This window comes from Shewanella ulleungensis (assembly GCF_014648315.1).
Classification (GTDB): domain Bacteria; phylum Pseudomonadota; class Gammaproteobacteria; order Enterobacterales; family Shewanellaceae; genus Shewanella; species Shewanella ulleungensis.
In genome coordinates, this window is the sequence record NZ_BMQW01000001.1 from 868,318 (window position 1) to 893,981 (window position 25,664).

Below are 25,664 nucleotides of genomic sequence, written 5' to 3' on the forward strand. Positions count from 1 at the left end.
ACCCTTACTCACGGGGGAACATCTACATATAAAATTTATGGTTTCTGAACACTCCAATAAAGAGAAGGAGACATTAACTTCCAACCATTTTCGAACACCAATGAAAAAGCTCCAACAACCCCTTTTTGAGTAACAAAAACACAAGCAAATTTTTGATCCATGTTTGATTCCAGAACCTCACCCTTGTTTAATTCCTTTAATACAACAAATATTGAGTTAGCAAAGCTACGTCTTTACTATCAAGTTTTTCAATAATAATGTCTTTCCAATACGAACTCTTATATTGATTATTGACTTTATTGCTTAATCATTCATTGCCCTCAACATTCAATTTATTAAGGTCTTGCAAGAACTCAGTAACTACATCATCAGGATTTAAATACTCTGCATTAGTGTTCGAAATAAAAAATAACACTAACAACATAGATAAATATTTATTCATTCCTAATCCTTCCGCACAAAGCGTTTCTCTTGTCAGGACAACCATCACGTTGATCAATTTTCACATAATTTATCAAAGATATAATCGATATTTGTGTAGTTCAAACTCTATGTCGATTACCTTTGTCGACTCGTCAGATATCCGTAAGCGGCTGTAAATAACAATCCTAAGCCCTTGTATCAGCCTACTACAGGCTACATTAAAATAATAATGCAAATACAGGCGCAGTAATGACCATAGCAATACCGGTAAAAATCATGGTTAAACTAGCAATAACACCTTCTTCTCGACCGATTTGATTCGCTTTTGCCGCACCTGCGCCGTGGGCTGAAGCGCCTAATGAAATTCCTTTTGCCAAGCTACTTTGTATGCGTGCTGCTTTAAACAACGGTTCACAAATGAGCATTCCCATAATTCCGGTCAATAACACCAACATTGCGGTGAGTTCAGGGATACCACCAAATGCACGAGTGGCTTCAATAGCAAAAGGAGTTGATACAGAACGCACAATTAAGCTTTTAGATAACTCCGCAGGCATATGAGTAAAGTGGAGTATCATCCATGATGAGCCAACGCCTAAACATAAACCCACTAACACACCCACACTGATGGTAAGCGGATAACGTTTAATCAACGTCCTTTCTCGATAAATCGGCACTGCAAAGGCGATAGTCGCTGGCGCTAATAATGCTGGCAACCAGTGGGTAAACTGAAAATAGTCTTCGAGTGGGATCTTAAAGATAACCACTGTCAATAATATTAATGTAGGAGCCATGATAATGGGCGCAAACCATATCCGTTGTTGACGTAAATAAAGCTGTTTACTGATGTAGTACCCCGCCAAAGTGAGTAATAAGCACATCAAACCTAATGATGAACCGCTCATAATTCTCCCTAAACCCATCGAGTTAACTCACGATTATCTAATCTGAATACGCTGTGATGCAATGTGATTTAAACGTTGTTGGCGTTCAAATTTAAATAACTTGTCGACGACAAATGCGGTACCCAATAACACACTGGTACTCGCAAGTAACATGCATACAATTAACTCAACACCGTAGCTTTCGAGTATTAATTGATATTTAGTCATCGCAACTACTGGAGGAATAAAAAATAATAATAAGTCACCTATTAACCATGCAGAGCCCTTATTCACCACTTTTTCAGGTACCCAGCGACAAGACAACAGTAATAATAACAAGCCTAAACCAATTACACTGCCCGGAATAATTGAATGCACAGATTGCGCAACCCACTGGCATATCCATGCAAATAAGCACAAGCCAACAACTTGAACAAATAAGGTCGTTTTGCACTTTAACAAGTTTCGATGGGCATTTAATGGAAATATCATGTTGAAATACACTGTAGTTTTTAGTTGATAATTGAAGTTTACACTTGCTTAGTTCATAAAAAAAATGAATATTAATGATTAACTACATCACTTCTGGTTATTCAAATGGATCTTAAAACACTGCATTATTTCACTGAAGTAGTTAACGCTGGTGGTTTTGCTAAAGCGTGTAATCGCGCATTTGTCACCCAACCCGCCCTTTCTAAAGCCATACGTTTGCTAGAAGAAGAGCTTGACATGATGTTGCTTGAGCGCGGAAAACGCGGAACGCAAATCAGATTAACAGAAGCCGGTCACGTCGTTTATCGCCATGCGTCAAGGTTAATAGAAGGTCGCCAACTGATGTTAAATGACTTAGACAATTTACGTAACTTAAAAGGCGGCACATTAAAACTAGGTTTAGCCCCACTGGGAAGCGCAGAGCTATTTGCTCCAGTTATTGCAAAGTTTAGGCAATTACATCCCCACATTGAATTGCAGCTATTGGTACGTGGCGGGATAGAACAAACTGTCGCATTACATAAAGATGAAATTGAATTAGCGACAGGTATTATTGATTTTGATGATGAATTTGATGGCATTCGAGTGCGCGATGAATCAATGGTTGTTGTACTGCCTGCCGCCCATGTATTAGCAAATAAACAAACATTACAATTGAGTGACCTCAATACATTAGCTCAAGTTATGTTTGAGCCAGAATATGCATTATACGAATTAGTTTTAAGCGCTTGTGCCAAAGCCGGTTTTACACCAAAAACGATTACCCGAGTCAGCCATGCAGACTTTGGTATTGCCCTTGTTGCGGCTGGCACTGGCGTGATGATACTGCCGAAAATTATTGCAGAGCGTTACCGGATAAACGAGGTGGTTAATATTCCATTAGCCAGTGCCGACTTGCGCTGGGAGTTATCATTATTTTGGCGTAAACAAAAACACTTATCATTTGCTGCAAAAGCCATGCTAGAACTCGTTAAACAACATTTGAGCCAACTAGAAAATACCTATCAAACCGATGAATATTAAAGATACTTGTATTTAAATAGTGTAATGGCACATTTATTATCAATCGCTCGGCAAAATATTCAATAGCAACGATAGATCCCCATGTGACTTCGTTTACTCGTATAATATAGGCATAGCAATAAACAAAGCTCCAGTTATCACACATCAATAGGTCTATTCATGACAGCCGAAGTACTCGAAATTCAGAGCTTTATTGCTCAGTACGCTCCCTTTGACCAGCTTCCAGAACAAGTCTTAACCGACATTGCCAAAAGTGTTGAAATTTCTTATTACCGTACCGATAGTATGATTGTTAATTTTAATGACAGGATCACCGAACTTTACATGATCCGCAGTGGCGTTGTAGAGTTATATCGCCGTAAAGGTGAGCTCTATAATCGTCTTGATCAGGGGCAGTTATTTGGCCAAATGGGCTTATTAACCAACAATAAAGTGCGTTTCCCGGCCAAAGCGGTAAAAGATACCCTCGTGTACTGTATACCTGAATCGGTGTTCAATGAATTATGTGAAAACTATGATGATTTTGCTGATTTTGTTGAGGCTGAGGATACCACTCGGTTAAAACAAGCTGTAAAGGGTAAAACCGTTGATGCTAATGCACTGACGACCTCTAAAGTGAAAACCTTACTGACTAGAGAACCTGTTATTCTCCCTTGTAGTAGCACCATACAAGCTGTTGCCAAGATAATGACCGAAGAGAATATTTCGGCGGTACTCATTAATGATCCTGATCTAGATGATCAACAAGACAGTAGCTTTGTGGGTATTATTACTGAACATGATCTTTGCGCTAAGGTTATTGCAGCCGGAATTGATGTTGATAGTCCTATTTCACAAGTCATGTCGACCGATTTAATTTCACTGGATCATAACGCATATATATTTGAAGCTATGCTACTGATGCTCCGTAATCATATTGACCATCTGCCTATTCTTAAAAATAAAATCCCCATAGGCCTAATTGAAGTAGCCGATATTATCCGTTACGAGTCGCAAAATAGTTTGTTATTTGTCAGTAGTATCTTTCAGCAGAAAAGCTGTGAGGATTTAGTCCTGCTGTCATCGCAGTTGAAAAGTTGTTTTGTGCGCATGGTTAATGAAGATGCCAACTCACATATGGTCGGGCGGGCAATGTCTGAAATCGGCCGTAACTTTAAGCAGCGTTTATTAGAACTTGCAGAAGAAAAATTTGGCCCACCACCTGTTCCTTACTGTTTTTTAGCGCTTGGCTCAATGGCTCGAGATGAACAACTAATGGTGACCGATCAAGACAATGCCATTATTCTGGATAATAGTTATAACGTCGCAGTGCATGGCGAGTATTTTGCGAAGCTAGCTGATTTTGTCTGTGATGGTTTAGCTGCATGTGGTTACAGTTATTGTACTGGAGATATTATGGCCAGTAATCCTGAGCACCGAAAAACTCGCTCAGAATGGGAAGCCTGTTTTGGTGACTGGATAGAAAACCCAAACCCGCAAGCTTTATTAAACTGCTCTATATTCTTCGATCTTACTGGGGTTTATGGTCGGGTAAAATGGGCTGAACAATTAAATGCATTTATATTGAGTAAAGCCAAGAAAAACAACCGTTTTCTAGCCTGTTTAGCTCACAACGCCCTTAATCGTAAGCCTCCACTTGGATTTTTTAAAGATTTTGTGATGGAAAAAGATGGCCGTCATAATAACTCCATAAATTTAAAACGTCGTGGTACCGCACCATTGGCCGACTTAATCCGAGTCCATGCGCTCGCCATCGGATCACAATCGCAAAACTCATTTGAACGCTTAGAAGATATTATCGACGCGGGCATTCTGCCTGCCTCAAAGGGTGAAGATTTACAACATGCGATGGAACTTATCTCATTGGTGCGCCTGCGTCACCAATCATCCGATATAGAGTCTGGGATTGAACCTGATAATAATATTGAACCAGAAAATATGTCTGACTTTGAACGCCGTAATCTTAAAGATGCTTTTTTAGTGTTAAGCAATGCGCAGAACTTTTTGAAATATCGCTACAGTTCAAACAAACTTTAAAGGTTAACTTATGACCAACTTCAATAACCCGGAGATTTTAAACTGGCAAGCCTTTCTAGAATTAAAAGTGCAAAACAGTAAAGATAGACGCTTGCATGATTTTTACCATGCTGGAACCTATCACAACGAAACACCATTAAGTGATATTGAATTTGTCGCATTGGATTTTGAAACTACCGGTTTAGATTCAGAGCAAAACAGTATTATTAGCATTGGTCTAGTGCCCTTTACGTTACAGCGCATTTTGTGCCGTAAAGCAAAACAATGGTATCTCACTCCACAAGATAAACTCCAAGAAAACTCGATTATTATTCACGGTATCACTCACTCAGATTTACAAGATGCACCCGATCTATTGTTAATTTTAGAACAGTTGTTAAATGAGTTAGCTGGGAAAGTCGTCGTGGTACATTATCGGCATATTGAGCGTGATTTTCTCGATCACACATTACGCATGTTGATTAACGAAGGGATAATGTTTCCGCTGATAGACACCATGCAAATTGAAGCTAATATTCACCGGGCACAATCGCAAAGTTTATTTAATTTGTTTAAGCGAAAGCGTCCACATTCAATTCGGCTTGCTAATAGCCGTGAACGTTATAATTTACCAGTATACGCTCCACACGATGCTTTAACCGATGCGATTGCCACTGCAGAATTACTGCAGGCACAAATTAAGTATCACTTTAGCCCCGACACTGCGATTAAGAATTTATGGCTATAAGATTTAGTTAAACAGAAATAAAAAAGCCGATGAATTAATCATCGGCTTTTTTGTCGCAAGTCAAAAACTAGCTTCTATTATGCTTTTCGGTCCGCATGCCCATCAACAAACTAACACACATAACCAAAAGAATAATGGTAAATGGTAGCCCTGTCGAAATAGCCCCTGCTTGTAATGCCTCAACCGCTTTAGTACCACCAACCCAAAGTAATACAGCTGCAATTGCACCTTCTATAACAGCCCAGAAAATGCGTTGTGGGATCGGAGCATCAATTTTACCGCCTGCGGTAATACTGTCGATAACCAGCGATCCTGAATCTGAAGAGGTAATAAAGAATACCAATACCAATAACACAGCCAACATTGATAACAGATTACCTAATGGCAACGCATCAAACATCTGGAACATAGCCAGCGGAACCTCGGTTAAGCCCTTACTACCTAATGTACCTACATTATTGATAACTTGATCAATGGCGATGCCACCAAATACAGACATCCATAAAATCGTTACTACGGTTGGTACAATCAATACCGTGGCAAGAAATTCACGTACGGTTCGTCCGCGTGAAATGCGAGCAATAAACATACCCACAAATGGTGACCATGAAATCCACCATGCCCAATAAAATACGGTCCAGCCATGCATCCAAGCTTCATCTTCACGGCCAATTGGATTGCTCAGTGGAATAATATTTTTAATATAACCCATTACTGTTGTCGGAATGGTACCCATAGACACAGCGAAAGTAACAAGTGCAACAAAGATGAGCAAAGCAACAGCAAGTAACATATTAATATTACTGATGACTTTTACACCGCCTTCAAGACCACGCACAACCGAAATAACGGCAAGCAAAGTCACTACAGTAATAATAGTAATTTGTAAGGTAAGAGAACCTTCAATACCAAACACATGTTGGAATCCGCCGGCAGCTTGTTGAGCACCTAAGCCCAATGAAGTTGCTAGACCAAATAATGTGGCTAATACCGCAAAAATATCAATGATATGCCCAGGCCATCCCCACGTGCGATCACCCAAGATTGGATAAAAAGCTGAACGGATAGAAAGCGGTAAGCCTTTGTTATAAGCAAAGAAAGCCATAGACAATGCTACCACACCATAAATTGACCAAGGGTGTAATCCCCAATGGAACATGGTTGCACCGAGTGCAAGCTCTACGGCTTCAGGTGTATTCGCGGCTACATTGAGTGGGGTTTCATACCAACCAGTGTAATAGGCTAAAGGTTCAGCAACCCCCCAAAACATCAAACCAATTCCCATGCCTGCAGCAAAAAGCATTGCTATCCAAGAAAGTCTTGAATAATCAGCTTTTGCACCCTCTCCACCTAAGCGGATCTTACCGAAAGGAGAAACGATTAATGCCAAGCAGAAGACCACAAATATATTGGCAGACCACATAAAGAGACTGTCAAATGTACCAATAATTTGCCATTTTACACCGTCTAAAAACTCTTTAGATGTCGCGGGATCAATAACTAATATAGCAATTAAAAAAGCAAGAATTAAGCCTGCACTTATCCCAAAAACGGCGTTATGAATATCAAAGCCCCATTTTTGAGTGTTATCTTGCCCGACAGTATAATCGGTATTATCTATACTGTATTTGTCATTATTTTTCATAAAACCTCTGTTAGAGCGACCTGACACGCTAAAGTGTAGGTCGATATAATTTCTAATGCGGATTTTAGCAAAAATAGCTGATAATTTCAGGCTTATTTAAGATTCAGGCTTATTTATACATCTGATTTATATAAATTAAAAATCAACAGGCTCTAATATAACTCCACATTGATAATACATTGCTGAATTAATGCCCTATTCTCTTTGACAGTATTTATTGTGTAATAGTCGACGTAATAATAGATGCACCTATGTTTTAAATCGACTTAATTGCCGTTTTAGCATATGCACTTCATGCTCAAGGCGGTCTCGTTCATCGAGTAATTGTAAAATTAAACCTATGCCATCCCAGTCGAGAGCTAAATCACGTTGAATGCGTGTGGCTTTTTTAACTTGATGTAAATTCTCAACACTAAATTGCCATTGTTCTATTACTTCTCCCTGCAGCGGAATCGCGATACTGTGCTCTACAAGCTCAAGTAATAATGCTGAGCTAATCTCACTGCACTCACACAGTTCATCGCTACTCAACCAACAATCTTGTTCACTTATATTAATCTGCAGCATTGTTATTTACTCCAACTTGCACGAGGGTCGAAAGTATTTTTTTCAGCTAATTCAGTCCATAACGTCTTGCTTGTCTCGTCTGATACCGTTGGCACCACTATTTTGAGTACCGCAAATAAATCACCCTGCTCTTTTTTACTCAATAGCCCTTTACCTTTAATGCGTAACCGCTGCCCTGATTGGCTATTCGCTGGGATACTCAATTGAATATGTCCCGTTAAGGTAGGCAGTTTAACCTTGGTACCCAATACCGCTTCCCAAGGTGCTACTGGCACCACAATAGTCAAATTTCGACCATCAACGTCAAATAAAGGATGAGGCGCATATCGAATTTTTAAATACAAATCGCCGTTATCAGCTTTGGTTTGTCCTGGTCCGCCTTGGCCTTTTAAGCGAATACGTTCGCCATTGCTCACACCAGCGGGAATGTTCACTTTTAAGGATTTAGGATGTTCAACAACATGACCATGAGCATCGCGTTGTTGCAGAGTAAACGACACAGGCTTAAGGGTGTCAGCCAATGTTTCTTCAAGAAACATTGGGAACTCCATTTCTATATCCTGGCCTTTAGCGTGTTGAGTTTGACGAGCTTGATGCTGTTGGTTTGGGTTAAAGCCTGAGTGCCTTGCACCAAAAATTGAATTAAAGAAATCAGAAAATTCTTGATCGCTTTGAGGATCGCTATGCTGTTGCCCCCAATCTTGACCACCACTGGTGCCAGCTTGTCCTGCGTAATTGTTTTGTGACCTATTTAGATGATGATGTCGTACTTCATCATATTCAGCACGCTTTTTAGTATTATGCAATATCGCATAAGCTTCACCAATTTCTTTAAATTTAGCTTCTGCATCAGCATCTTTACTGACATCGGGATGATATTGCACCGCCAGTTTTTTATAAGCGAGTTTTACCGCTTTATCATCCGCTTGCGGATCGATGCCCAATACCTTGTAATAGTCTTTAAAATTCATTTCATCCCCTAACAAAAACCAGTTTGTAACGGAACATCAAGCTATTTTGAACTCATTAACATTAATGAGTTTAGGCCCATAAATAAACAACACGGTTGATCAAGATCAACTCTACGACAGTAAGCCTCGTTTAATTAATAACCATTAATGAATATACAGAAATGATATTTTGATATCGGTTCATCAGTGACGCAATAAGCCTATTGCGCCTCACCAGGTTTTGGCACATCGCGCTTATTTACTTTCTGCTCCGCGGCTATCTCTTTGGCCCAGTCATGCTCAGACACTACCGCATCAATTCCCTGTTGTTGGGTACTTAGCGACGGAGTAAAAGACAACCTAGTCAGTAAAGGAAAATGATCCGAACCAATAGAAGGTAAACGTTGAATCTGTTGCAACGTAAAATGTTGGCTGTGAAATAAGTGATCCAATGGCCAGCGCATAAGTGAGTAATCTGCATGAAAAGTGTTAAATGCCCCACGGCCAACACGCGGATCAAGCAAACCACTAATTTTACGAAAAAGTCGAGTCGTAGCAGACCAAGCGACATCATTAAGATCGCCGGTAACAATCACGGGCATGTCACTGTCTGCGACACTTCGAGCGACTATAACCAATTCAGCATCTCGCTGGGCTGATTCAACATTTTCTGTAGGGCTTGGCGGTGCGGGGTGGAGAAAATGCACCCGAATATTGTCACCGGAGCGTAAGGTTAGTGTGGCATGTATTGATGGCACATCTTTCTCAACCAAATAACATATTTGTTGCTCGCCTAGAGGCAAACGAGAATAAACGTGCATGCCATAGAGATTATCAAGAGGACATTTAATGCTGTAAGGCATGTCAGTTTCTAATACCTTAAGCTTATCTTGCCACCATTGGTCTGATTCAAGTGTAACCAGCACATCAGGCATATACTCGTTTACCAATTTTATCAATGCTTCGGCATTACGATTGGGAGTAAGCACATTAGAGGTGATAATGCTGAGTTGTTTATCGGGATTAAATTCAGTGGAGGTTTTAACCTCTTTGGGAAATAAAAAAGTATAAGGAAAAATCCAGCTGAGCTGCCAAATTAAACAAAACGTAGTCGTCACCGCTAATAGTTGCGTACTTAGCATGTGAATATCGAGAAAAACAACATCGGCAATCAATAGCGTTGTGGCTAATATCGACAATTGTAATCGAGGAAAATCCATACTCCTGACAATCCAATGCGGATGCCGCGAAAGAGGCAGTAAAGTCGCCAGCAAAATTAACCCAGTAAATATGGTCAGTATCGTAAACATAAAAAGCCTAGTTTTGTATGGTTAATCTTAATATCGCACTTATTGCCAGATTATTGAAATAGTGGGCTACATCCAAGAATAAAAAGGGCTTATCAATAATTTGCCTTGATAAGCCCCTTTAAGTGTTTAAGCGGATTGATTGCGACTTAACTGCGGCGTTTTACCTCTGTAAGCATACCGAGTAGTAAACTAATACAAGCCAGTATTAAAATAATAGCAAACGGAAGTGCTGCGATAATGGTAACCGACTGAAGTGCTTGAATAGAATCAGTACCGCCAATCCACAACATCACCATAGCGATTACCGCAGAGATAACCGCCCACACTATCTTTTGCTTCATCGGTAATTCCAACTTACCGCCTGCGGTCATGCTATCGACCACGATAGAGCCTGAATCTAAGGTCGTAACAAAGAACACGATAATAAGTACAACCGCAATAATGGACAGCAAATCACCCATTGGATACGCATCAAGCATGTAGAACAAACTTAAAGAGACGTCGGTAATACCTTGCTCAGTCCCTAGCTGGCCAACTTTATCAATGATTTGCTGAATCGCGATGCCACCAAAAAATGACATCCAAGCCGTGGTCACTAAGGTAGGAATAATCAACACACATGCCAGAAACTCACGCACCGTGCGACCACGCGAAATTCGCGCGACAAACATACCAAAGAAAGGCGCATACGCTATCCACCAGGCCCAGTAGAATACAGTCCAACCGTGTAACCAGCTGGTGTCTTCACGGCCAGAGTTCTGGCTCAGTGGTATGATGTTTTTTACATAACCAACAACGGCAGTTGCCAATGAATCAAGCACTGTAGTGAAATTAAGAATGCTGATAAAGCCGAGGAATATAAAGGCTATAATCATGTTGATGTTGCTCAACAATTTCACCCCGCCATCCATTCCACGCACCACTGACAGAATAGCCAGCCCCATAATAAGCAGAATAATCGTCAGTTGCAGAAAAATACTATTTTCAAAACCGAACACATGGCTTATTCCACTGGCTGCTTGAGAGCCCCCTAAACCCAGTGACGTTGCAAGACCGAACAAAATAACCAGTACCGCCATAATGTCGATGACATCACCGATTTTGCCCCAGACTTTATCACCGAGTATCGGATAGAAAACCGAGCGCATGGAAAGCGGTAAGCCCTTGTTATAAACAAAATATGCCAATGAAAGCGCGGTCATACCGTAGATAGCCCAAGCATGAAAACCCCAGTGGAATACCGAGGCACCGAGCGCTAATTCACGGCCTTCTGGTGTAAAAGGTGCCACGCCGAGCGGGGTGCCAAACCAATCGGTGTAGAACGCAGTTGGCTCCGCCACACCCCAGAAAATAAGGCCAATGCCCATCCCTGCGGCAAATAGCATGGATATCCAGGATATTGTCGAGTAGTCAGTGGTGGCGTTATCACCGCCCAAGCGAATTTTGCCTAATGGAGAAAATGCAATCCCAATGGCAAAAATGAGCATAATGTTGGCCGTCCACATGAACACGAAGTCAAAGTGAGATAAAGCGGCTGCCTTCACTGAATCAATGGCGGCTTTGGCATCTGCGGGGGAAAAAACCAGCAGGGCCATAATAAATAAAATGGATAAACCGACAGACACGGTGAACACGGTGTTGTGGACATCCATGCCCCATTTTAAAATATTGTCTTGCCCAACTTGATAATCGGTCGAGTCTATACTGTATTTTTTTGACTTAAATTTCATAATTAAAAGGTTAACTTATTCGAAATAACGAATACCAACTCTATTATTTGATTGATACTGATTATAGGGTTAATAAAATACAAAGGGTGTTGTATATCATGATTTACACAGCGGTTTCATTTACATCAAAGGAAGAAGCCCTTGTCGCATAAAAGTTTTGCTACACAGAAACAACTGAAGTATACGTTATTAGGTGCCCTGCACATATAAAATAGATACATAGACTGAGTCATTCAAGAAATATAATGACAATCGCCAGCGATATGACTATCACTCCCTTGAAGTGAGCACTGCCGAAGCGGGTTTGTTTTTTGATTTGAGAAGACCAATACCAAAAGCGGCCATTGCGACAGCAATGATGGCATTAAGGTAGTTGAAAAATGCATAGGGCGCGTAATCAAGCACATCTACTCCCAGCGTGGCGGTATAAAATGCGCCTGCCGTGGTCCACGGAATAAGCCCTGTCGTCATGGTGGCACCTTCTTCCACTGAGCGCGAAAGAATAGCGACTTCTAAATGTTGTTGTTCATACTTTGGCTTAAACAGTTGGCAACTTAAAATAATCGAAATATAGGCTTCGCCCATCGCAATGTTACCCAAGAAGCCAGACATAATTGTCGTGGCAATAAGAGTCGCAGTGCGTTGCACTCTTTTTATCATGCCTGCTAATAATGCGGTGAGAAAACCCGCTCCGTGTAAAATGCCGCCGAGCGCGATAGCCATTAAAGCAAGCAATAAGGTCCAGCTCATGCTGCTAATGCCACCGCGACCAAGTAAAGCATCAACATTGGCGATACCTGTTGACTCGGGCGTATTTTCCCACAACGCATTAAGCACGGAGATAACGCTCTCACCCTGATAAAAAATGGCAATGAGCACGGCAAGTATAATACTGCATGACATCGTTACTTCTGCCGGCACTTTTCTAATGCTCAATACCGCGAGTAAAATCAGTGGTAATAACGTAATCAATGGCGTAAGGCTGTAAGTGTTGGCCAGTGCTGTTTGAATTGTACTGACTTCGGTTAAGTCTAGATTGTGCTCCGCATAATTAAATCCTATCACTAAAAATATGATGAAAGTGAGGATAAAAGTAGGCATTGTAGTGAACAACATGGCGTAAATATGTCGATAAATATCCGTTCCAGCACTCATTGCGGCGAGGTTTGTAGTATCTGAAATCGGCGACATTTTATCACCGAAAGTTGCACCACAGACAATCATGCCTGCGACTAAAGGCAGAGGAATATTCATCACAGATCCAATGCCAATAAAAACCACGCCTAAAGTGCCGACAGTCCCCCAAGACGTTCCGGTTGCCACCGACATCAAGGCGCACAGTAATAAACCGACGGCCAAAAACAAACTCGGACTCAGCCAGCTAAGGCCATAGTAAATAAGTGTAGCGATGGTGCCACTGTGCATAAAACTGGCAATCACCATGCCGATCAATATAAATATATAAATAGCAGGCATCGCTTTACTAAGCGCATTGGTCATTAACTCACGAATTTGTATATAGTCATAGCCAAGACTAAATGCATTAAGCCCTACCCATAAAATACATAAAAACATCAGTATATGCAGGCTGATCCCCAGACCAAAAAGCCCTCCCGCAATAATGATGATAATCACGCTAAAACAGATAAGAGACTGCAAAAAACTAGGACTACGAGGTAATTTAGGCATGATGACAGGCATGAGTACACAGTATGGTAACAATTGGGATAAAGCTGAGTATATCAGTACAAATAATTGGGTAAACTATTTACAAGCAGGATATCGAAATATAAACAAATCGTCTTTTACAAGCAGTCGTTTAGCACACACGAAACCGTCAATTTAATCGTTATTGCCGTATTAGTTGCAACATTATAATGTTAAAAATTATGGTTGCGAACCATTGCCTGTAAATAAGACCCTATAAATAATTTAATGTATTGCCATGAAATACATCTAGATTTGTATAAATGACGTATCAAGTATAACCAAATAAATTTTTAATCATATTCACACCATAAAAATTATTCATTGGTTAGCGATTCATAACCTATTGTTGCAGAGTCGATACCGATACGAATTATTTTTTGCCATGTGCTATAGGCATCATCATGAATAACACCCCTTCTCAACTCGTTCGCGTAAGCTGGGCGCTTAAAACAAGTTTTATTGCCGATGCTTTAGCCATGCCTGTGCATTGGTATTATCAGCCAATGCAAATAGAAAACACATTTGTCGGGGGTATTCAGCGCTTTGAAGCGGCCCCCGAATCTCATCCTTCCTCTATTATGTCATTACACTCCAAACACAAAGGGGGGCGACAGTTGGCTAAAGGGCATTCAGCTAACACCACGTCACCGCAAGTTGTCGGCGATATTATTTTAAAAGATAAAGCGAAGTTTTGGGACCAACCCAATATACACTATCATCACGGTATGCAGGCGGGTGAAAACACCCTCAATGCCCATTGCGCTCGAGTACTGATGCGCACCCTAGCAAGTTCACCACAACCCTATGACCGACATGCATTTGTTAATGCCTACATTGACTTCATGACAATGACGCCCGCCGCTCATCCAGATACTTATGCAGAATCTTACCATAGAGGATTTTTTGCCAATTTAGCGCAAGGTCGAAAGCCTGAAAATTGTGGTATGAAAACGCACGACACTGCATCGATTGGTGCATTAGTCACAATCGCGCCTTTGGTGTTTTCAGAGCGACTTAAGGGCACAAACGAAGCTGAGATAAAGATTGCTTGCAGAGCACACCTGGCTTTAACCCATCCAGATGAATCTTTAATGCAAGTGTGTGATAGCTACGTGCAACTCTTGTGTGCTCTTATGGATGGGCCTGATGAAGCTGGCACTAAAACGCTTCTACTTGCAGCAAGTAAGGGCTTAACGAGTACCAATTTGGCCAGCCTGTTAACACGTAATGTGCCCGATAATCAGGTCATAGGTCAGATATTTTCAAGGGCGTGTTATATTTCTGATTCTTGGCCTATCGTTTTGTATCTGGCTTATAAATACCAAAATGATCCTTGGCAAGCCCTGCGAGTAAATACCAATTTAGGCGGTGACAATGTACATCGCGGCATAGTGCTGGGAACCTTGCTTGGACTGCAAAGCGATAGTGTGGTCACCAGCTGGTTTGAACAACTGGCAGACCACAAAGAGATAGCTCAGGAAATCGAGGCGCTTATCAGCGTGGCAAACGCTCCCAAATCGTAAGTTCTGACAAGGTATGCTGAAACTTATGCTGAGTTTCACGGATCACAAACGGGACTTTTCGCGGTTCACCCACTAACGTAAAGTGGCTTGAGAGGTGTTCTTTCAAGCCATCTAGTGTGCTGTAGTTTTCGCCATCTTTTTTGAAACCCCCTATCCATTCTTCCTTGGGTGTATGCTCCTCCAACCACGTATAAGGCGATGCAATAATAAGCAAGCCGCCATCATTGATACGCTGCGCGATATCCGCCAAAAAACGACTCGGCTGGTAAAGCCTATCAATTAAATTAGCAGCGAGTACTAAATCATAAGCCGTAAATTGAGGTTTAAGGTTACAGGCATCACCTTGATGAAATGCTACACGGTTTGCATATGCGTCCAACCCAAGTTCTTGCAGAGTGCGAGTATGATAACTCACCAACTCGCCTTCTTCAGCCCGGGCGTAACGCACTGCACCTTGTTGCGCCATTTTAGCCGCAAGGTTAGTAAAGTTTGCTGAAAAATCAACACCGTCAACGTCATCAAACTGACGCGCTAATTCAAAACTGGCTCTGCCACACGCGCAACCTAAATCAAGTGCTTTAGCGGTAGGTTTACCCTTCATTGCTGCAAGTGCAATATCGGCTAAGGCTTTAGGGAAATTGTCTACGCCGTACCAGGTGTCACCAAAGTGAAACTCTGCGTATTCTGACAATAACTGATCACTTTCGTAGTAAGCCTTAGGCGACTTCGCCTCAACACTAGAGGCAATATAGCGAAACCCGGCATGTTGAAAGAAATGACGCCTAAACGCATAACGTGCACTAAGGCGTGTTTCGTTACCACTTGAAATCCATGAACCGCCTTTGATTAAATTGTGTTTGCCATCAAACGTCGGTGTAGTGAAATCATCATAAAGTGGGTGTACTTTAAAATCATCAAAAGGATATATCGGCGTTTCGGTCCATTGCCACACGTTACCAACCACATCAAACCAATCGCCGTGTTGATGGCGCGTTACCGGGCAACATGATGCAAAATGGTCAAGATGCAAGTTCGCATCGGCCTTGCTATCACTTAATTCTTCAACGCCGGCTTGTGAGCACAGACGATGCCATTCGTCTTCAGTTGGCATGCGGATCTGCAGCCCACTTGCTATTGTTTTCCATTCACAAAACGCTTTTGCTTCATGATAGTTAACTTCAGCAGGCCAATCCCAAGCCATATCTATTTCTTCTGTCATCAGACGTAAACGCCAGCCATTGTGCCAACGCCAAAAAGTCGGGTGTTTAGCCTCTGTAAACTGCCGCCAAGCAAGGCCTTCATCGCTCCAAAAACTACTTTTCTCATAACCACCGGCCTCAACAAATTCGAGGAACTCTTGGTTACTGACTAAATATTGGCTGGCTTTAAATTCGGCGACCTCTGCCTGATGTTGGCCATATTCGTTGTCCCAGCCATAAACGTCACTGTCAAAGGGTTTTCCTAGATTAACAGAACCCGCAGGAACGTTTATCAGTGTGTTTTGGGGGGCCTCGCCAGTCTCTTTGCAAGCAGGCCATTGAGGTAATGACTGGACTTTAGCCAGTTCATGTTGGCGAATGAGTACCGTGGACGTTTCAAGATGAATACGTTCGTGTTCAATTCCCATCACGATAGGCCACCAGGTATTTTCCCAATCAATGGGTAGCACTAGGTCTAAGCTATCAATTAATCTTAATACTGTGGTGCGCACTTTGGCGCGGTATTCTTTTACGGCAGAAACACTGGGCCAGTCATAACTGTCTTCAGACAAATCATCCCAGCTCATTTCATCAACACCAACCGCAAAAATTGATTCCATGTAAGGATTTATCCGTTCAGGTATCAGTTTTGCCAATATCAACTTGTTGATGAAAAACGTTGCCGTATGCCCAAGATAGAAAATAAGCGGGTGGCGCAAAGGGATAGGTTTTTGATAAAAGCCACTATCGTCGCGCAAACAATCAAACAATTGTGAATAGGTGTCAAAGGTGTTGGTAAAGTAAAGCGCGATTTCCTGACGCTTATCTTCCACGGTGCCGCTGGTAAGTGAAGGAGTCCGGCGTAATGCCACAGGATCAACAAATGTTGCAGAGCGTTTAGCCATTTCTTGTGCATCTTGTATAGGTAATGTCATCGTCAAACACGTTCCTTTAATTCTTATTCTATAGTCATACGAATAAATACTGAATAAAGTCTCAACTTTTTACTTTATATTCAAATTTTTGCCCAAAAGCTCACATTTACTTGTTAATGAAATGGCTCAACCTCGGAGCTTTTCAATCGCTTCAACTAAATAATCTCGTGAGCAACCAAAGTTCAAGCGAAAACAGTCTTTATCACCAAAGTCTATTCCCGCTGATGGACCAACACCTTTAGCTTCACACCAGGCTTGTGTATCGGTAAGTTTCAAACCGCTAGCATCAACCCAAAGTAAAAAAGTAGCCGCGGGTGAAATAGCGTTTAAACCGTCAATTTTGTTAATTTCCGTTACTAAATAATCTCGATTTTCAGTTAAATAAACTAACTGTTGTTGATGCCAGTCATCGCAATGCCTGAAGGCTGCATTTGTTGCCGTAAGACCTGTTACGGTTACCGATGGCAATCTGCCGCGGGCAGCATGGTTGAAGGCTGCTCTTAATTTTTCGTTTGGAATAATAGCGAAAGACGTGCCTAATCCCGCGATATTAAAGGTTTTACTCGCAGCCATTAATGTTATTGAATGCTCAGCCAACTCGGGGTGCGCACTGGCAGGTAAATGTGGCACGTCATCTAAAATGAGATCGCAGTGTATTTCATCCGAGCACAGCATCACGCCATGTTTTCTGCATATTGCTGCAATTGTGTCTAGCTCGTCTTGATTTAAGACTGAGCCAAGCGGATTCATTGGATTGCACATAATAAATAAGCTGGCTTTAGGATCCGCGGCCGCCTCTTCTAAGGCATTAAAATCGAGTGTCCAGCGACCTTCCACTTCAATCGAGCCGATACAAGTTCGGTTGAGATTATTAATTGCAGGTGCCGCCAATATCGGAGGATAATTAGGTGTTTGTACAATAATCGTGTCTCCTGCTTGGCAATATGCTGCAATAGCCACATTGAACGCGGGCACCACGCCTGGAGTCCAGACTAGCCAACTAGGTTCAATCTTCCAGTTATACTGACGTTGACACCACGCAATAACAGCCTCGCTAGCATCGGTATCGTGAGCCGGACAGGTATAACCGAATAAGCCGTCATCAATGCGCTGATGTAAAGCGGATAAGATAGGCTCAGCACAGCGAAACTCAGTATCTGCAATCCACATAGGCAGTATATCTGTACCTTTGTATTTTTCCCATTTATGGGCTTTCGACGATGTGCGGTCTGGTTTATCACTGAAGTTCATTGCGAGTCCTTCGATTATTAATTAAGCCGTTTACATAAAACAGGCAATTAGGTTGTTCCTGGCAACTTTGGTTTAGATAGAAGCACAAGCCAGAATACCCCAAGAACTTGTTAATATTAACTACTTTATTTGACTGGGATATTTCATAAAAGGGTATTATTAATAGGCACCCCTTTATTTAAAAAACATACTCTGTATAAGTCGGCATTAACTGATGTAATGCCTCATTGACGAGCAAAGACACCATAACATTGTCTGAGTCGGTCCTATATCAGTAAACATGTCACGGCACTCTTCAGTTAATAACGCCAAGTAATTAAGAGGAAGTCGGTGTTCAAAGTCCTATCTTCCTTTCAATAAAAAGGAGCCCAGACTCTTAATTAAAATAGTCAATTAATTTCAATTGGTGGCAGAGCTTTACATCTTCAAAATCTGCAATTAGGCACTAAGGTTAGCTTTATTCCTGAAGTTGAAAAAGTCGATAATTATGAACTGATTTCATTAGGTGCACAGATCTCACTGTTAAACCGCCGCGCTGTAAATATCAGGGCATTAATACCGCTTGTAGCGGTAAGTGAGTCGAATCAAAAGTAACGATAAAAATAAGAATGTTGTACAGAAAACTAAGGCCAAAAAGCCTTCTGTGAGCAGAGTATTGCTGAGATTCACCAGGAGCGGAAGCGTCCATATATGGCCTATTTATTAATCATAAGTGATTGAATTCTATTTAGTAGCGCCTTGATTGCACTCCCCGCCGTACCCACAAGTTCCAATCAAAAACTGGAAAGGAAGAACCTGATTGATGTCAACAGATTTTGCAAAAGCAATAACACCACTATATCTACTAAAAAGCAAAACCCCACCATGCTCTAACGTGTTTTTCCTTTTATAAGTTATTCTGTATACATCTTTGAAAAGTGCATTAAAAATTTTTAAATCTCTGCCTTTATCTATTATGATCAGCTTTTCATCATCATCAATATAATATTTTTGCTTATACCAAACATCTACGGCCATCTTTTCTTTAAATTCATTGTTTTTTTCAAGCCTATCATATTCATCCAAACTTTTATTGCTCACTCTAAAAGAAGAAAACCTAATCAATTTTAAACTCAAAGTGTCTGAATTATAAAATGTTGAACATTCATGATCTACAGCTCGAGTAAAACCATCTTCTCTGAGGATGCAGCCCCCTTCTTCATTATCAACACTTAGTTTATATTCAGCACCTGAGATTAAATCTTGATATATGTATTCACTGCTGAATGCACTTTCATGCACAATAAATAGTACAATGCACATTAGTAACCTTTGCTTTTTGCCCATGTCCCCCCCGTTTATTCTGCAAAATCCTCAAGATATGTTTTCCGACCTGCGCTAATTGCCATCATGAACCTTTCAGTTGACCCCATACCCTGTGCCATTAGGGCCATTAGGGCCATTACACTATGACAAAAATCGTCGCCAACTCAAGAATGCGTGAATCAACCCACTCACGCTGATGCTCAAAGTTATCACCAGTAGATTTATCGATTCCATACAAAAAAGCCTTACGCACCACTCGAGAGCAGCAGTGATAGTAAGGCGTATCTTCCAAGCTAACGATTGTCTGTCTTGGTCTGGCCATCTTTAATTACCGTTTGGAAAGGTAAATAAAGCGTAGTTCAGCGCTCAATATTTAGTCTACAATCTTGGGTGTCTTAATTACGTCTTTAATTACGTCTTCAGTTAATACAGTTATCTAACCCTAGATTGTGTCCAAGTTCATGGCCAGGTGTTGATTTGTAATAAGTGCATTTTGAATTCAAATAAATCTTATTCTCTCCCAAGTCAGCTTGACCTAAAAAAGCTAGAAATATTGGGTATCATAATTATTCTAGGTGTCTTAATTATTTTGATTTTGAACTATTTTCCCATTCAGTTTCATCTATACTTTTCTTAAATGAAATTGCTTCTTCACTCCCCATTTCGACTGCAACATTTAAATATTTTAGAAATAGTTCCTCATTCTCTAAATCGAAATAAGCAATTGAAAGCAAATAATAATACTCAGGAATATCCCTGTATTTTATAAACTTGTTTGCAAGTTGAACAGCCAACTCAGGATTGAGCTTAAACGGCCTCTTTCCTAATATCAGCATACGTAAGTAGTAAATCTCAGCATCGACACTATTCCCTGAATCTATTAAATTGTATAAACGCTCTTTTAGGGCGGTTAAATCAGCCCTATCCTCATCTATAACAGCAATTAAATATTCAGTTTCAGCATCTACATGGCCTTGTTTAGCAGCCTTCTCTAGCAACGCCAATCTATTTGATTGGTCAACTGCAAAGTTAGCTCTCGCCCAAGAAGCATGAGGCAACCCTTGCATTTCCAAGCCTAATATTAATCTGCGCTCACAAAGCTCCTTTCCAGAAAAGTACTGCCACATGCAATACTCTAGATAGCCATGCTCAGTAGCAAAAAAATTCTTATTAAGATCATCTAAATAAGATGTTTCGCCCGTAGTGCGATACAGGTTAATCAAAGAGGCTATTTTTAGCTTCTGTACAACTGTGTCGTTACCGCCAATATACAACCTTTCAGCTCGGCGTTTTATTTCAAAATCCAAAGTACCAAGTCCCTTTCCACACTTATCAAGTGCTGTATTGACTGCCTGTTCATCATTAGAAAGCTGTATAGATTTATTAATAACCACCATAGCGTTGAGATCACAAGCCAAGATACTTGTACTATTTAGCATCATAAACATTATACTAACGGCCAGAGTAAGCCATCTCACCAAGATAATTTGCAAAGCTGTTTGCTCCATGTTTTATTACCTGAAATACTGGCATCTGTGCGTATGGTTGTTGACATAAATTAGCCGCACAAACCTCCACAGAAGCAACACCATTACCGTTTGTATTTGCCTCGATAGCTAATCCTACGGAACCCCCTTTGGGTTGGCCTATGGTTTATGATTAACCAGCTGAGTTGGATGACCATGTTTTTCATGTTTTTTAGCTCAAATCTAAGCTGACAGACACCATTTAAAATGGGTAACTGTCAGATCAAGTCTGAGCTAGTACAGATTTAGTTCTTTAAAATCAAATGTTAAGGGTTTTATTCTGCTATTTCCCGCATCTTATATAAATTGTTTCACCACCGCCTTCATACAGGTTTCTTGATTCATCAATAATTTCCATATGCTCTAAACACTCTTTCGGTTTATTTTTAAAAAGACTAATTAGTTTTTTCAACCTTCTCAAACTTGGTTTTTTGTCACCAGTTTCTGAGAAATCAACAGCTTCAAAAATAAAATATACTCCTTCACCATGAGATTTCTCAATTGTTTTTAACCAATCAGCATAATAGTGGTTTTCATTTATATCTAAAAACCTGTTGTCGATACTAGTGCAACCTAACAACATAGTATTTAAAGCAAGAAATAAGAGAAATAGTTTATTCATAATATTCTCTTCTGTGCCAATCATAAATGTAAGGAGCATTGGCTGTCATTGCGATACCCACAAATACAAGGATGCCACCCATTTTATAATGCGGAACCCATAAAATAGGCTCCGTTCTTAAAAATAGTAATTCTTCAACCACTACGATACGGTGGAATGACTTCAACCTAACCCCTAAACAATATCAAATCTAAATCAAACTGCATTTATAGTATGACACTGCAATTGACCATTGTATTTAGCATTAAAAAAGCCAAATGGTGAGTTAACTTCTTCAATAACATAATCATCTAAGTCGTATGTATTGATCGTCTCTATCGAAGTATTCTTATCCAGTGACTTATTGTCTATTCTATTGTAATTGAAAGTTATATTTTGGAATAACACATCTAGAGATGTATGATTATTTTTAGCGCGCAGTATCAGTATTGTTCTATTTTCGAAGTAAAACTTAAAATCGTTGTTATCCGCCAGAACAGCACTACAAGTCTGCATTAATCCATCATCGAATTGGCTTATAATCTTATTTTTTCTAGCGCTACTTTTGGCCAACATCCAAGCACTTATATATGAGTAAATAGCTGGTTCAGCGCAATAATATTGACCGTCATACGTAATGGTATGGCCGATATCAGTATTAAGCATTTTTACTTGATGCTGCTCACAGGCTAGCCCTTGATTAAACCATGCATTAGCCACCACTTTACTATTTTCACTATGGTTAATTAACCAGTTACTGGCTGATAATGAATGACCGAATTGGTTATTTTTCAACGCAATTAATGACATGTCACTGAGTGCTTTCTCATTTTTAGGATTAATGCTCAATGCCTTGATTAAATACTCATAAGCATCTTGTACTTTACCCTGTTGATAAGCTGCTATAGCCGATTTTATTTGATCTTTTTCAACTTTATCTAATTGTTGTGGACTTGGAGGCGTAAGCCACTGTTGTACATTTAACTTACTTTCTTCAGGAATATGGCTATTTATCTCAGCTGATGCTTTATCGGTATAACGATAGAACCAATCCAATGGTGTTTCTTCAGTCATTGGAGAGCGGCTCTCAGCTTTCATATAAGTTGCGGCACCATTGTCTATTAATAACTTAATAAAATCAGGAGAAGCATACCTTACTGCATAATGAAGAGCCGTCATTTTGAAGGTGCTTATCGCGTAATAACAAGTATCATCAGGTATTGTGGTATTCGCGACTGTATTAGCCCCGTGTTGAATAAGCAACTTGGCGGACTCTAATAAGTTATATTGCGCCGCGTACATCAAAGGTGTTTTACCAAATGCATTACTGTGATTGGGACTTATGCCCTGTTGTAATAGATATTCCAATACTTCAGGTTGGTTTATCGCTAGGTTTAAAATACTTTCTTGTGCTTCTTGCGAATAATATGTTTTTGCGATGCTGTCGATATCACTAGCAATAAACTCAATTTTTTTTATGGTATCTAATGATTGTTTGGTAATGATTGCATTTCTTAGATTGAACTCACCTGCGGAAAATTCAGGGTTATACATATAGAACCCAAAACCTGCACTAATTGCTGATGTTAATGCAAGCTCAGCCATTTCATCGGATTGTTGTTTATGCCAATGATTCGCCTGTTGATAAAATTGCGAAAGCGATTTTATCGAGATAGCTAACTGATGTTTATAGCCATTAAATACTTTTTGCTCAGCGACACCGGTTAATGACCACCTTTCTAAATCGGTTATCATTTTAGAATAATTACCGTGACTATTCTTACTTTCTCTACCTTCGCCCCTCATTGCCCAGGGGCGAATTAATGTCAAACTCAGTTTATGCTTAATAGCATTTCCCCAACGCCAACGAGTATTCATTCGCCCACAAGAAGAGCCACTACCTTGACTTAAAGCCAGAGTCGATTGATACAAATCATCAAGACTTTTCATCGCGCTGAAATAACTATGCTCTTTGTTGAAAGGCACTTCTGTTGCTGTTAAGTTTATTTCGCAAGCTGGTGCCCATGTTGCGTTTGGGCTAAGACGATAAACAAATAACTGGCCTATATCAGCGCCATAATGCCCTAAAACAAACATATACGGGATATTAGTGCCCGACTGTGCGTATGTGTAACCATAGCTAATTGCGGGTGGTGCGTTTTTGGCTAATGCTGCAATTTGCTTGGCGGTTAACTCAGTGAATGATGAAGTAGACACTAGCGATTGCTGCCTCTCACACGCTCCACTGCAACCATTGTGCAAATAATTATAGAGATATAATTCTTTACCGTAAGCATGCAGGCTTGTTAAAGAGTCTCCTCCTAATATTGTCCAATCTAGTATTTCTCCAGTATTTACATAGCCATGCCCTCTAACGCCATAAGCTGCGCCCCAATCGATATCTGAGTAGAATTTTGATTGTGCATCTTCCAACAAAGATTGACATGCTGGGTCATTATCTGTGATTAAACTCGGCTTATTCCAAGCTGAGGTTACTTTTACAAAGGGCGTGGTCTCAGAAGATAAAGAGTGACAAGAAAAAACAATTAAGCAGAGGGTTAATAAGCAACGTAACATTAATATCATCCATAATATTTAATACAACCAATTGGATGTCATCCTAGAGATGATAAACAGTAATAACAATATTTATTTTCAAATAGATAGCATATGCATTGACACATAGACGTTGGGTTTTAGCTAATAAAATTAATCGTGACACCTGCGGTTAATCTGTAATTCATGATGGTACTTTATCGTATAGTTAGAATGGGTGGCCATGTTATTTCCGGTCTAGCCATCTTTAATTACCGTTTGGAAAGGGTAAATAAAGCGTAGTTGAGCGCTCAATATTTAGCCAGTTGGGGTGGGTGGCCATGTTATTTAGGGCAGTACAACCGCTTCTAGCGGTAAATGAGTCGCATTAAAAGAATGACAAGTGTGAAGCAATAAAATAGAAAACTAAGGCCAAAAAACTTTGGGTGAGCAGAGTATTATCTTGACTCACCGGGAGCGTCCATATATGGTCATGTTCTTAACTGGAGCGTTCTATATGGCCATGTTTTAGTTCTGTTTATTTAGCACCAAATCCTTTTTCGCTAACAGACCAAAAAAAATGATCATTTTTATAATACCCAAATCCTAACAATCCATCATTTTTTGAATAAATATACTTCATCTGCACACTGGGGTAAGCAACATAGTCTACAAATGTATTCTTAGGACCTTTTATAACATACAGTTCAGAGAAGTTCTTCCCTAATATTTTCAACTTTTTATTTTTCGCAACAACTTCATATAATTTATTATTGAACTCCCACTGTATAGTACTTTCATCAATATCTTTAGGCACTGCAAAAACTATATCGTAAGAAATAATACAGTTAAATTTACTGAAATAGTTGCAAAAGAAGGCATCAGATTTAATGTCTCGCCCGCTATATACACTCCCTCGATTTTCATTTTCCATTTGAATGGTAAATTTTTTGTCTCCATCAATGGATCCAATATACACATATCGTACGTCACCATTTCGACCATAGCAAATTGAAATAGACAACATAAAAGTCCAGGCTATAACAATCATAAGTTTACTAAAGATCACCATATTAATTACCTTGATAAAGTTTTAAAAATTTCTTACCGTAAACTTCAGCACTGGCTTCACTTCTATTATTATCAAAATGCCCCAATTCATGTCCGTACAGAAAACGAAGCCACCCATTTCTTGAACAAATAACATAACTCGTTTTCATGGCTTTGGCGAGGGTTACGAACGATGTAATCAACTCATCAATCTTTATCGATACAGCTAAAATATTATCGT

At 40.2% G+C, this 25,664-nt stretch carries 22 protein-coding genes and 1 pseudogene; 4 read left to right on the forward strand and 19 right to left on the reverse strand.

The window, feature by feature from the left end:
- Positions 1–35 precede the first annotated feature (35 nt).
- From IEY40_RS20240 to IEY40_RS03640, 3 genes are all read right to left on the reverse strand, one after another.
- Positions 36–161: a hypothetical protein gene (locus IEY40_RS20240; protein WP_268244190.1), complete on the reverse strand. Its 126-nt coding sequence runs from the start codon at positions 159–161 to the stop codon at positions 36–38.
- Between the two features lie 480 nt (positions 162–641).
- A complete protein-coding gene (locus IEY40_RS03635) occupies positions 642–1,328 on the reverse strand; it encodes an LrgB family protein (RefSeq protein ID WP_188953381.1) in 687 nt (228 codons plus the stop codon).
- 33 nt (positions 1,329–1,361) lie between these two features.
- Positions 1,362–1,799 carry a CidA/LrgA family protein gene (locus tag IEY40_RS03640; protein WP_188953383.1) on the reverse strand — a complete coding sequence of 146 codons (438 nt, stop codon included), beginning with the start codon at positions 1,797–1,799 and terminating at the stop codon, positions 1,362–1,364.
- Positions 1,800–1,904: 105 nt separating this feature from the next.
- Between IEY40_RS03640 and IEY40_RS03645 the strand changes: the two genes are divergently transcribed.
- From IEY40_RS03645 to IEY40_RS03655, 3 genes are all read left to right on the forward strand, one after another.
- Positions 1,905–2,822 carry a LysR family transcriptional regulator gene (locus IEY40_RS03645; RefSeq protein WP_188953385.1) on the forward strand — a complete coding sequence of 306 codons (918 nt, stop codon included), beginning with the start codon at positions 1,905–1,907 and terminating at the stop codon, positions 2,820–2,822.
- Between the two features lie 159 nt (positions 2,823–2,981).
- Entirely contained in the window at positions 2,982–4,859 is a 1,878-nt protein-coding gene (locus tag IEY40_RS03650) for a putative nucleotidyltransferase substrate binding domain-containing protein (protein ID WP_188953386.1), read from the forward strand.
- 10 nt (positions 4,860–4,869) lie between these two features.
- Positions 4,870–5,586, forward strand: a complete 717-nt coding sequence (locus IEY40_RS03655; protein ID WP_188953388.1) for a 3'-5' exonuclease — start codon at positions 4,870–4,872, stop codon at positions 5,584–5,586.
- 67 nt (positions 5,587–5,653) lie between these two features.
- Here the strand turns inward: IEY40_RS03655 and IEY40_RS03660 are convergent, their stop codons facing one another.
- The 6 genes from IEY40_RS03660 to nhaC form a co-directional block, all read right to left on the reverse strand.
- Entirely contained in the window at positions 5,654–7,231 is a 1,578-nt protein-coding gene (locus tag IEY40_RS03660) for a BCCT family transporter (RefSeq protein WP_188953390.1), read from the reverse strand.
- Between the two features lie 249 nt (positions 7,232–7,480).
- Positions 7,481–7,798: a chaperone modulator CbpM gene (locus IEY40_RS03665; protein ID WP_188953392.1), complete on the reverse strand. Its 318-nt coding sequence runs from the start codon at positions 7,796–7,798 to the stop codon at positions 7,481–7,483.
- Between the two features lie 2 nt (positions 7,799–7,800).
- Entirely contained in the window at positions 7,801–8,769 is a 969-nt protein-coding gene (locus IEY40_RS03670; RefSeq protein ID WP_188953394.1) for a DnaJ C-terminal domain-containing protein, read from the reverse strand.
- A gap of 200 nt (positions 8,770–8,969) precedes the next feature.
- Positions 8,970–9,968, reverse strand: coding sequence for an endonuclease/exonuclease/phosphatase family protein (locus IEY40_RS03675; RefSeq protein WP_229776992.1), 999 nt, complete (start codon positions 9,966–9,968; stop codon positions 8,970–8,972).
- A 236-nt stretch (positions 9,969–10,204) separates the two neighbouring features.
- On the reverse strand, positions 10,205–11,788 hold the full coding sequence (locus IEY40_RS03680; RefSeq protein WP_188953398.1) for a BCCT family transporter: 1,584 nt from the start codon (positions 11,786–11,788) through the stop codon (positions 10,205–10,207).
- Between the two features lie 270 nt (positions 11,789–12,058).
- Positions 12,059–13,489, reverse strand: coding sequence for a Na+/H+ antiporter NhaC (gene nhaC, locus IEY40_RS03685; protein ID WP_188953400.1), 1,431 nt, complete (start codon positions 13,487–13,489; stop codon positions 12,059–12,061).
- Positions 13,490–13,899: 410 nt separating this feature from the next.
- Here nhaC and IEY40_RS03690 point away from each other — a divergent pair, with 410 nt between their 5' ends.
- A complete protein-coding gene (locus IEY40_RS03690) occupies positions 13,900–15,021 on the forward strand; it encodes an ADP-ribosylglycohydrolase family protein (RefSeq protein ID WP_188953402.1) in 1,122 nt (373 codons plus the stop codon).
- On the opposite strand, the gene ovoA is transcribed toward IEY40_RS03690, so the two are convergent.
- The 10 genes and pseudogenes from ovoA to IEY40_RS20165 form a co-directional block, all read right to left on the reverse strand.
- Complete coding sequence (ovoA, locus tag IEY40_RS03695) at positions 14,993–17,155, reverse strand: 5-histidylcysteine sulfoxide synthase (RefSeq protein WP_188953405.1); 2,163 nt, start codon at positions 17,153–17,155, stop codon at positions 14,993–14,995. The genes IEY40_RS03690 and ovoA overlap by 29 nt on opposite strands.
- Before the next feature lie 126 nt (positions 17,156–17,281).
- Positions 17,282–18,406 carry a MalY/PatB family protein gene (locus tag IEY40_RS03700; RefSeq protein ID WP_188953407.1) on the reverse strand — a complete coding sequence of 375 codons (1,125 nt, stop codon included), beginning with the start codon at positions 18,404–18,406 and terminating at the stop codon, positions 17,282–17,284.
- A gap of 723 nt (positions 18,407–19,129) precedes the next feature.
- Positions 19,130–19,732, reverse strand: coding sequence for a hypothetical protein (locus IEY40_RS03705; protein WP_188953409.1), 603 nt, complete (start codon positions 19,730–19,732; stop codon positions 19,130–19,132).
- A 121-nt stretch (positions 19,733–19,853) separates the two neighbouring features.
- Positions 19,854–20,033 (reverse strand): annotated as a pseudogene (locus IEY40_RS03710) (transposase); the annotation flags it as partial.
- Between the two features lie 262 nt (positions 20,034–20,295).
- On the reverse strand, positions 20,296–21,219 hold the full coding sequence (locus IEY40_RS03715) for a hypothetical protein (RefSeq protein WP_188953411.1): 924 nt from the start codon (positions 21,217–21,219) through the stop codon (positions 20,296–20,298).
- Between the two features lie 301 nt (positions 21,220–21,520).
- Positions 21,521–21,859, reverse strand: coding sequence for a hypothetical protein (locus IEY40_RS03720; RefSeq protein ID WP_137221699.1), 339 nt, complete (start codon positions 21,857–21,859; stop codon positions 21,521–21,523).
- Positions 21,852–22,025, reverse strand: a complete 174-nt coding sequence (locus IEY40_RS03725; RefSeq protein WP_188953413.1) for a hypothetical protein — start codon at positions 22,023–22,025, stop codon at positions 21,852–21,854. The genes IEY40_RS03720 and IEY40_RS03725 overlap by 8 nt, the downstream gene beginning before the upstream one ends.
- A gap of 29 nt (positions 22,026–22,054) precedes the next feature.
- Entirely contained in the window at positions 22,055–24,424 is a 2,370-nt protein-coding gene (locus IEY40_RS03730; protein WP_188953415.1) for an ankyrin repeat domain-containing protein, read from the reverse strand.
- A 487-nt stretch (positions 24,425–24,911) separates the two neighbouring features.
- Positions 24,912–25,400 carry a hypothetical protein gene (locus IEY40_RS03735; RefSeq protein WP_188953417.1) on the reverse strand — a complete coding sequence of 163 codons (489 nt, stop codon included), beginning with the start codon at positions 25,398–25,400 and terminating at the stop codon, positions 24,912–24,914.
- Between the two features lie 46 nt (positions 25,401–25,446).
- A partial coding sequence (locus tag IEY40_RS20165) for a hypothetical protein (protein WP_229776993.1) occupies positions 25,447–25,664 on the reverse strand: 218 nt, incomplete at its 5' end.

Bases quoted from the DNA above. Each gene is read 5' to 3' on its own strand.
- IEY40_RS20240 (WP_268244190.1), bottom strand. From the start codon at position 161: ATGGATCAAAAATTTGCTTGTGTTTTTGTTACTCAAAAAGGGGTTGTT.
- IEY40_RS03635 (WP_188953381.1), bottom strand. From the start codon at position 1,328: ATGAGCGGTTCATCATTAGGTTTGATGTGCTTATTACTCACTTTGGCG.
- IEY40_RS03640 (WP_188953383.1), bottom strand. From the start codon at position 1,799: ATGATATTTCCATTAAATGCCCATCGAAACTTGTTAAAGTGCAAAACG.
- IEY40_RS03645 (WP_188953385.1), top strand. From the start codon at position 1,905: ATGGATCTTAAAACACTGCATTATTTCACTGAAGTAGTTAACGCTGGT.
- IEY40_RS03650 (WP_188953386.1), top strand. From the start codon at position 2,982: ATGACAGCCGAAGTACTCGAAATTCAGAGCTTTATTGCTCAGTACGCT.
- IEY40_RS03655 (WP_188953388.1), top strand. From the start codon at position 4,870: ATGACCAACTTCAATAACCCGGAGATTTTAAACTGGCAAGCCTTTCTA.
- IEY40_RS03660 (WP_188953390.1), bottom strand. From the start codon at position 7,231: ATGAAAAATAATGACAAATACAGTATAGATAATACCGATTATACTGTC.
- IEY40_RS03665 (WP_188953392.1), bottom strand. From the start codon at position 7,798: ATGCTGCAGATTAATATAAGTGAACAAGATTGTTGGTTGAGTAGCGAT.
- IEY40_RS03670 (WP_188953394.1), bottom strand. From the start codon at position 8,769: ATGAATTTTAAAGACTATTACAAGGTATTGGGCATCGATCCGCAAGCG.
- IEY40_RS03675 (WP_229776992.1), bottom strand. From the start codon at position 9,968: ATGGATTTTCCTCGATTACAATTGTCGATATTAGCCACAACGCTATTG.
- IEY40_RS03680 (WP_188953398.1), bottom strand. From the start codon at position 11,788: ATGAAATTTAAGTCAAAAAAATACAGTATAGACTCGACCGATTATCAA.
- nhaC (WP_188953400.1), bottom strand. From the start codon at position 13,489: ATGCCTGTCATCATGCCTAAATTACCTCGTAGTCCTAGTTTTTTGCAG.
- IEY40_RS03690 (WP_188953402.1), top strand. From the start codon at position 13,900: ATGAATAACACCCCTTCTCAACTCGTTCGCGTAAGCTGGGCGCTTAAA.
- ovoA (WP_188953405.1), bottom strand. From the start codon at position 17,155: ATGACATTACCTATACAAGATGCACAAGAAATGGCTAAACGCTCTGCA.
- IEY40_RS03700 (WP_188953407.1), bottom strand. From the start codon at position 18,406: ATGAACTTCAGTGATAAACCAGACCGCACATCGTCGAAAGCCCATAAA.
- IEY40_RS03705 (WP_188953409.1), bottom strand. From the start codon at position 19,732: ATGGGCAAAAAGCAAAGGTTACTAATGTGCATTGTACTATTTATTGTG.
- IEY40_RS03715 (WP_188953411.1), bottom strand. From the start codon at position 21,219: ATGGAGCAAACAGCTTTGCAAATTATCTTGGTGAGATGGCTTACTCTG.
- IEY40_RS03720 (WP_137221699.1), bottom strand. From the start codon at position 21,859: ATGAATAAACTATTTCTCTTATTTCTTGCTTTAAATACTATGTTGTTA.
- IEY40_RS03730 (WP_188953415.1), bottom strand. From the start codon at position 24,424: ATGATATTAATGTTACGTTGCTTATTAACCCTCTGCTTAATTGTTTTT.
- IEY40_RS03735 (WP_188953417.1), bottom strand. From the start codon at position 25,400: ATGTTGTCTATTTCAATTTGCTATGGTCGAAATGGTGACGTACGATAT.